The organism is Phenylobacterium sp., from assembly GCF_020253645.1.
In the GTDB taxonomy this organism is placed as follows: domain Bacteria; phylum Pseudomonadota; class Alphaproteobacteria; order Caulobacterales; family Caulobacteraceae; genus Phenylobacterium.
The window spans coordinates 1-7,764 of the sequence record NZ_JADCBG010000008.1; the positions used below are offsets into that span (position 1 = coordinate 1).

The 7,764-nt window shown below is 68.6% G+C and carries 8 protein-coding genes and 1 pseudogene; 6 read left to right on the plus strand and 3 right to left on the minus strand.

Annotated elements, in window-relative coordinates; all coding sequences use genetic code 11:
- A partial coding sequence (locus tag INE98_RS00340; RefSeq protein ID WP_293535731.1) for an ATP-binding cassette domain-containing protein occupies nucleotides 1-719 on the minus strand: 719 nt, incomplete at its 3' end.
- 125 nt (nucleotides 720-844) lie between these two features.
- Between INE98_RS00340 and ndk the strand changes: the two genes are divergently transcribed.
- The 5 genes and pseudogenes from ndk (at nucleotide 845) to INE98_RS00365 (ending at nucleotide 4,521) form a co-directional block, all read left to right on the plus strand.
- Nucleotides 845-1,264, plus strand: a complete 420-nt coding sequence (ndk, locus tag INE98_RS00345) for a nucleoside-diphosphate kinase (RefSeq protein WP_293535733.1) — start codon at nucleotides 845-847, stop codon at nucleotides 1,262-1,264.
- A gap of 94 nt (nucleotides 1,265-1,358) precedes the next feature.
- A pseudogene (locus INE98_RS14505) lies at nucleotides 1,359-1,688 on the plus strand (acyl-CoA dehydrogenase family protein); the annotation flags it as partial.
- Nucleotides 1,689-1,700: 12 nt separating this feature from the next.
- Nucleotides 1,701-2,516 carry an acyl-CoA dehydrogenase family protein gene (locus tag INE98_RS00355; protein WP_367120149.1) on the plus strand — a complete coding sequence of 272 codons (816 nt, stop codon included), beginning with the start codon at nucleotides 1,701-1,703 and terminating at the stop codon, nucleotides 2,514-2,516.
- The gene (locus INE98_RS00360; protein ID WP_293535737.1) at nucleotides 2,516-3,739 is read left to right on the plus strand and encodes a CoA transferase; all 1,224 of its coding nucleotides are present in this window, start codon (nucleotides 2,516-2,518) and stop codon (nucleotides 3,737-3,739) included. The genes INE98_RS00355 and INE98_RS00360 overlap by 1 nt, the downstream gene beginning before the upstream one ends.
- Nucleotides 3,736-4,521 (plus strand): enoyl-CoA hydratase-related protein, encoded by a 786-nt coding sequence (locus INE98_RS00365; protein WP_293535739.1) that lies wholly within the window; start codon nucleotides 3,736-3,738, stop codon nucleotides 4,519-4,521. Before INE98_RS00360 ends, INE98_RS00365 begins: the two co-directional genes overlap by 4 nt.
- 3 nt (nucleotides 4,522-4,524) lie before the next feature.
- Here the strand turns inward: INE98_RS00365 and purM are convergent, their stop codons facing one another.
- Nucleotides 4,525-5,550 (minus strand): phosphoribosylformylglycinamidine cyclo-ligase, encoded by a 1,026-nt coding sequence (gene purM, locus INE98_RS00370; RefSeq protein WP_293535741.1) that lies wholly within the window; start codon nucleotides 5,548-5,550, stop codon nucleotides 4,525-4,527.
- A gap of 69 nt (nucleotides 5,551-5,619) precedes the next feature.
- Between purM and rnd the strand changes: the two genes are divergently transcribed.
- Complete coding sequence (gene rnd, locus INE98_RS00375) at nucleotides 5,620-6,798, plus strand: ribonuclease D (RefSeq protein WP_293535743.1); 1,179 nt, start codon at nucleotides 5,620-5,622, stop codon at nucleotides 6,796-6,798.
- A 59-nt stretch (nucleotides 6,799-6,857) separates the two neighbouring features.
- Here rnd and INE98_RS00380 read toward each other — a convergent pair.
- Nucleotides 6,858-7,764: NAD(P)-dependent oxidoreductase (locus tag INE98_RS00380; RefSeq protein ID WP_293535745.1), on the minus strand; the 907-nt coding region annotated here is incomplete at its 5' end.

The following is a 7,764-nucleotide window of genomic DNA, read 5'->3' on the forward strand; positions in this document are numbered from 1 at the left end:
ACCCGCGCCCTTTCCTCCCTCTGGCGCTCGAAGTCGTCGTAGCCGCCGGGGTAGAGCTCCAGCCTGGCCTCGTGCATGTGCAGAATATGGTCCACCGACCGGTTCAGGATGTCGCGGTCGTGGCTGATGATCAGGGCGGTGTGAGGGTACTTCCGCAGCCGCGCCTCGAGCCAGAGGGCACCCTCGAGGTCGAGATAGTTGGTGGGCTCGTCAAGCAGCAGGATGTCCGGTTCGGCGAACAGGGCGGCCGCAAGGGCGACGCGCATGCGCCAGCCGCCTGAGAACTCGGCCATGGGGCGGTGAAGGTCGGCAGGCGTAAACCCCAGGCCGGACAGGATTTCGGCCGCGCGCGACGGCGCCCGGTCGGCGCCGATCTCCGCCAGGCGGCCATAGATGTCGCCGATCTCCTCGGGCGGGGCCGTCTCGAGCCGGGCCAGCAGGTCGGCCCGTTCCTCATCCGCCGCCAGGATGGTGTCGATGAGGGTCACGGGGGTGGCTGGATGTTCCTGGTCGACGGCGGCCATGCGCGCCCCGCGGGGCAGGCTGATCTCGCCGTCGCCTGACCGGGCGTGATCCCGGATCAGGCCGAAGAGCGTCGACTTTCCCACGCCGTTGCGCCCGACAAGACCCACCTTGGCCCCAGGTGGAATGCTGACGCTCGCCCGGTCGAGGAATCGCCGTCCCCAGGCGTCGTGAGTGAGGTCGCGGATCTGAAGCATGACGGCGCGGTCTCTATCAGACCGCTTGGCCGCCGTCGCGGTGTTGGCGAGCGGCGAGGCTGCGGCTATAAGCCCGCACCTTTCCGGCCCTGACGGTCGGTCACCCCTTCCCAGAACAGGCTCACATGACCCAACGCACCTTCTCGATCATCAAGCCGGACGCCACCAAGCGGAACCTGACCGGCAAGATCAACGCCGTGATCGAGGCTGCGGGCCTTCGCATCGTCGCCCAGCGCCGCATCCACATGACCCCGGCCCAGGCCGGCCGCTTCTACGCGGTCCACAAGGAGCGTCCCTTCTACGGGGAACTGGTCGAGACCATGACCTCCGCCCCCGTCGTCGTGCAGGTCCTGGAGGGCGAGAACGCCGTGGCCCGCTACCGCGAAGTGATGGGCGCCACCAACCCCGAGCAGGCCGCCGAGGGCACGATCCGCAAGCTCTTCGCCCTGAACGTGGGCGAAAACTCGGTGCATGGCTCGGACAGCCTCGAGAACGCCGCGATCGAGATCGCCCAGTTCTTCAGCGAGGCCGACATCGTCGGCTGATCGGGGTCCGGGTAGGCGGGGGCGGTTCGCCGCCCCCTTTGCCTGACCTCCGGGGTAGGGTAGCAGGTCGGCGTTCATCCCCGGGGGAGACGCCATGGCCAGCGCCGAGACCTTTCCTGAAATCCGAGAGGCGGTTCGCCGTCTCTGCGCCGGCTTTCCGGGCGAGTATTGGCGCGAGAAGGACCGGGAGCGCGCCTACCCTGCGGAGTTCGTCCGGGCGCTGACCGAATCCGGCTTTCTCTCCGTCCTGATCCCTGAAGCCTAAGGCGGTTCGGGCCTGGGCCTCGGGGCGGCCATCGCCGTCCTCGAGGAAGTCCACCGCTCAGGGTGCAATGGCGGCGCGAGCCACGCCCAGATGTACACCATGGGCACACTGCTCAAGCACGGCAGCGAGGCGCAGAAGCAGGCCTACCTGCCTAAGATCGCCTCGGGCGAGCTGCGCCTCCAGGCGTTCGGCGTCACCGAGCCGGGCGCGGGAACGGACACCACCCGCATCACCACCTTCGCCCGGCGCGACGGCGACCACTATGTCGTCCGCGGCCAGAAGATCTGGATCAGCCGCGCGGAGCACTCGGACCTGATGGTCCTCCTCTGCCGCACGACCGCGAGGGAAGAGGCCGCCCGGCCCAGCGATGGCATGAGCGTCCTTCTGGTCGACATGCGCGAGGCGGTCGGCAACGGCCTGACCATCCGGCCGATCCGGACCATGTTGAACCACGCCACCACCGAGCTGTTCTTCGATGACCTGCGGGTGCCGGTGGGGAACCTGATCGGCACGGAAGGGCAGGGCTTCCGCTACATCCTCGACGGCATGAACGCCGAGCGGATCCTGATCGCCGCCGAATGCATCGGTGACGCCCGCTTCTTCATCGACCGGGCCAGCGCCTACGCCCGTGAGCGCGAGGTGTTCGGTCGGCCCATCGGCCAGAACCAGGGCGTCCAGTTCCCCATCGCCCGGGCCCATGTCCAGACCAGCGCCGCGGACCTGATGGTGCGCCACGCCGCTGACCTCTTCGATGACGGCCAGCCCTGCGGGACCGAGGCCAACATGGCCAAGATGCTGGCCTCCGAGGCCTCCTGGTTCGCCGCCGACACCTGCCTCCAGGTGCATGGCGGCTTCGGATTCGCCGAGGAGTACGACATCGAACGCAAGTTCCGGGAGACCCGCCTCTACCAGGTGGCCCCGATCTCCACCAACCTGATCCTCAGCCATGTGGGCAACCACGTGCTGGGCCTGCCCAAGAGCTTCTGATGTACGATCTCCTGAAGGGACTGCGCGTCGTCGAGGGCTCGGCCTTCGTGGCCGGTCCGACCTGCGGCCTCTATCTCGCCCAGCTGGGCGCCGAGGTGATCCGCTTCGACAACATCGGGGGTGGGCCCGACTTTAACCGCTGGCCCCTGAGCCGGGGCGGCGACAGCTTCTATTGGGAGGGGCTGAACAAGTCGAAGAAGTCCATCGCCATCGACCTGTCCCGGCCGGAGGGCCGCAGGCTGGCCCAGGAACTGGCGACCGCACCTGGGGACAATGGCGGCGCCTTCGTCACCAACTTCCCGGTCGAAGGCTTTCTGTCCTACGAGACCCTGTCCGCCCTGCGGCCGGATCTGGTCTGCGTGCGGGTCATGGGCTGGGCCGATGGTCGGCCCGGCGTCGACTACACGATCAACAGCGCCGTCGGCGTGCCGCTCTTCACCGGCCACGCAGACGATCCGCGCCCTGTGAACCACATCCTGCCGGCCTGGGACCTCCTGACGGGAGGTTACGCCGCCTTCTCCCTGGTCTCGGCCCTGATGGCGCGGGGCCGGGACGGGAAGGGGCGGGAGGTGCGCCTGCCCCTGTCCGACATCGCCGCCGCCAGCCTCGCGAACCTCGGCATGCTGGCCGAGGCGACCCTCGGGGAGGGTGACCGCCCCCGGGTCGGCAACGACATCTTCGGCGCCTTCGGCCGCGACTTCGCCACCGCCGACGGCGTCCGGATCATGCTGGTGGCCATTACGCCCCGCCAGTGGTCGGGCATCCAGCCCCTGCTGGGCATTGTCGACGAGGTGAAGGCCCTGGAGGCCGAGCTGGGCGTCGACTTCGCCCGGGACGAGGGCCTGCGCTTCACCCACCGGGACCGGCTAGTCCCGATCTTCGACGCGGCTATGGCCCGCCACAGGCTCGCTGAGCTGACGCCGGAGTTCGAGCGCCTTGGCGTCTGCTGGGGCCCCTATCAGACCCTGTCCCAGGCGGCGAAGGACCCCCGACTCTTCGCCGGCAACCCCGTCTTCTCGACCCTGACCCATCCGTCGGGCGAGACCTATCCCGCCGCGGGCTTCGCCGGCACCGTGCCGCAGGACGAGCGCCAGCCGGCACGTCCGGCCGCCCGGCTGGGGCAGCATACCGACGAGGTCCTCGCCACCGTGCTGGGCCTCTCGTCGGCGCAGATCGGCAAGCTTCATGACGACGGCGTGGTCGCCGGACCGGAGGGCAGATGAGCGATTATGCGACGATCCGGGTGCAGGAGGCCGCGCCCGGGGTGGTGCAGGTCACCCTGAACCGCCCCGAGGCCGCCAACGCCCTGTCGACCGGCATGGGACGGGATCTCCTGGACCTCTGGACCCGCCTCGCCTCGGACGCCTCGGTCCGCGCTGCGGTCCTGACCGGCGAGGGGCGCTTCTTCTGCGCCGGCGCCGACCTGAAGGAACGCGACGGCATGACCGACGCGGCCTGGGCCGAACAGCATCGCCTGTTCGAGGACATGATCCGCGCTCAGCTGGCCTGTCCCTTCCCCGTCCTCGCCGCCGTCAACGGTGCGGCGATGGGCGGCGGCGCGGAGATGGCCCTGGCCTGTGACTTCGCCTGGGCGGGCGAGAGCGCCCGCATCGGTCTGCCCGAAGCCGGGCTGGGGATCATCCCGGGCCTCGGCGGGACGCAGCTGCTCACGCGCGCTGTCGGCGAGCGCCGGGCCTCGGAGATGCTGATGAGCGGCCTGCCCGTCGATGCGGCGGAGGCCCTGTCCATCGGCCTCGTCAACGCCGTCCGGCCGAACGAGAGCCTGGTCGCCGACCTGGTGGCGCGGGCCGTCCTGATCGCCTCCAAGGCGCCCCTGTCGATCCGGGCGGTGAAGGCGGTCGTTCGGACCGGCGCGGTGCTGCCCCTGGACGAGGCGATGGAGCTGGAGCTGGCGGAGTACAACCGGCTCTTCACCACCGAGGACCGGCGGGAGGGCGTGGCGGCCTTCAACCAGAAGCGTCCTGCGGTCTTCCGGGGCGTCTGAGCGTCAGGCGGCGGCCAGTTCGCCGCAGACGAAGGCGTCCTCGCCGGCTTCGACCAGGCCGGCGAGGACCTCACCGGCGTCATCCGGACGGACGGTCAGGATCAGGCCGACGCCGCAGTTGAAGGTGCGGCGCATCTCGGCGTCAGCCACGCCGCCCGCCTCCTGAAGCCAGCCGAAGACCGGGGGAGGGGCCCAGGCGTTCCAGTCGAACCGGGCTGCCAGACCCTCGGCGATCACCCGGGGCGGGTTTTCGATCAGTCCGCCGCCGGTGATGTGGGCGCAGGCGCTGATCCGGCCTGCGCGGATCTGCGGCAGGACCTGGCGGACATAGATCCGGGTCGGGCGCATCAAGGCTGTGGCGAGGGTCTCGTCATCGGAAAAGGGCGAGGCGGCGCTCCAGTCCAGGCCGCTGCGCTCCACGATCCGCCGGATCAGGGAATAGCCATTGGAGTGCGGACCCGAGGAGGCGAGGCCGATGATCACGTCGCCAGGCTTCTGGTCGCCCAGTCGCGGCAGGACGGCGCCGCGCTCGACCGCCCCCAGGGAAAAGCCCGCCAGATCGTAGTCGCCTGCAGCATACATACCGGGCATCTCGGCGGTTTCGCCGCCCGCGAGGGCGCACCCGGCCTGGCGGCAGCCTTCTGCGATCCCGGCCACGACCCTGGCCGCAGACTCCACGTCCAGCTTGCCGGTGGCGAAATAGTCCAGGAAGACGAGGGGCTCGGCGCCCTGCGCCAGCAGGTCGTTCACGCACATGGCGACCAGGTCGATGCCTACGGTGTCGTGCAGGCCGGTCTCGATGGCGATCTTCAGCTTGGTGCCCACTCCGTCCGTGGTGGAGACGAGGAGGGGGTCAATGAAGCCGGCGGCCTTCAGGTCGAACAAGGCGCCGAAGCCGCCAAGCGAACCATCAGCCCCCGGCCGCCGGGTGGACTTCGCCATCGGCTTGATCAGATCCACCAGGGCCGCGCCGGCGTCGATGTCCACGCCCGCCTGGGCGTAGGTGAGACCGTTCGGACGCTCGCTCATGGCCGGACCCTTCAATAAACCCTCCGCCGGGCTTGCAGACTCGGCCGGACGACGGCGTATAGCTAGCCTATGACCTTGATCACGACCACCGCTGAGCTTCTGACCTTCTGCAATCAGATCCGGGGGCAGGCCTTCGTCGCCGTTGACACCGAGTTCATCCGCGAGACGACTTACTGGCCGCGACTTTGCCTCATTCAGGCCGCGACGCCGGATGTGGAGGCGGTGATTGATCCTCTGGCGGAGGGGATCGACCTGGAGCCTTTTCTGGAGATCCTGCGGGATCCGTCCATCGTCAAGGTCTTTCACGCCGCCCGTCAGGATGTCGAGATCTTCAATAATCTCAAAGCGATGCCGGCATCTCTTTTCGATACCCAGGTCGCCGCGATGGCGGCCGGGCACGGGGAGCAGATCGCCTATGACGCTCTCGTGCGGAACATGCTCCGGATAGAGCTGGACAAGTCCAGCCGGTTTACGGACTGGGCGCGTCGGCCGCTTACCGACAGCCAGTTGTCCTACGCCCTGGCCGACGTGACGCATCTGGCGGTGATCTATCCGCAGCTTCGCGCGCGGCTTGAGGCGGAGGGACGTCTGGCCTGGGTTGCCGACGAGATGACCTCCCTCTGCGATCCGTCCCTCTACGACGTGTCACCTGAGAACGCCTGGCGTCGGCTCAAGCCGCGAAAGCAGACCTCCCGCTATATGAGCGTCTATCGGGCCGTGGCCGAGTGGCGGGAGCGCACGGCGCAGTCGCGAGACCAGCCGCGCAGCCGGATTCTCAAGGACGACGCCATAGACGAACTGGCCAGCCAGGCGCCGACGGACGCCGGTCAGATGGAGCGTTTGCGATCCGTCCCGAAGGGTTTCGCCGGGTCCCGGTTCGGCCCGGAACTCCTGGAGGTCATCCGTGAGGCCCTCAGGGCGCCGGAGGCCAACGCCCCAGTGGTCGAGAAGACCCGTGCGCCGCACAATCCCGCTGCAGGTGCTGTCGTCGAGCTGCTCAAGGTTCTGCTCAAGGCCAGGGCGGAAGACGCGGGGGTCGCTTCCAAGCTGATCGCGACCGTGTCTGATCTGGAACTCATCGCCCAGGACGACCTTGCGGACACACCGGCCCTGTCTGGCTGGCGACTTGAGGCCTTCGGCGCCGACGCCTTGCGCGTCAAGCGTGGCGAGCTTGCGCTGGTGCTGGACAGGGGGCGGGTCCGCGTTGTCGAGGTTCGCCGGGCTCAGAGATCCGCGCTGGACGCCTGACCTCTTTTCCCCGGCTCAGCCCGGGTCCGTCGACATCAGGCGCATACCGGCCCGATCTTTCAGGCCAGTCCCACCTCGGCCCGCGCCGCTTCGTTGAGAAGCGGGTCTCCACTGAGATAGCGCCCGAGGTTCTCCACGAACTGGTCGTCCGCCCGGGGCTGAACCCCGTCGCCGGAGTTGGAGGTATGGGCGCTGACCCGGACCCGGGGGTGAGTCCAAATCCAGTGGTCCTGCGGAAGGGGTTCGGTCTGGAAGACATCGAGGACGGCATGGGCTGGCCGCTGGGACTCCAGACCCCGATGAAGGGCGTCCTCATCGACCAGTCCGCCCCGGCCGATGTTGATGAGGAGGGCGCCCGGTTTCATGGCCGAGAAGAAGGCGTCGTTGCAGAGATTCCGGGTCTCGTCGGTCAGGGCGCAGGCGAGGACCACAACGTCCGCCTCCGGCAGCGCTTCATGGATCCTCGACAGCGGAAGGGTTCTGTTTGCGAGGCCGGCTTCCGTCCCTCTCCGCACGACCGTCAGATCCACCCCGAAGGCCCTTGCGCGCTGGGCGATCTGCTCGCCGATGGCTCCGTAACCCACCAGGAGCCAATGGGTCCGGCTCACCTCCCGGTAGGGCGTACGGCCCCATTCCCGTCGTGACTTCAGGTCGCGCTGGAGGTCTATCGGCACGATCAGAGACAGGGCGTGGCCCATGACGTATTCGGCGATGACCACGCCCTGGGCCGCGGACTTGGTGATCCGGACTCCCTTTTCCATGATCCGCCTGAAGATCGGGAGGTCCAGTCCGGCGTTGAAGGTCTGCAGCCAGCGCACGCTGGGGCTGTCCAGCACCACCCGCATCAGGCTTGGCAGGAGCCCCGACAGGTAGGCCTCCTGGGTGTTCCAGACGATCTCCGGGTCCAGGTCGGCGGCGGCGACCTCGACCTCGCCGCGCAGATAACGGCCGGCCTCCGGGACTGTC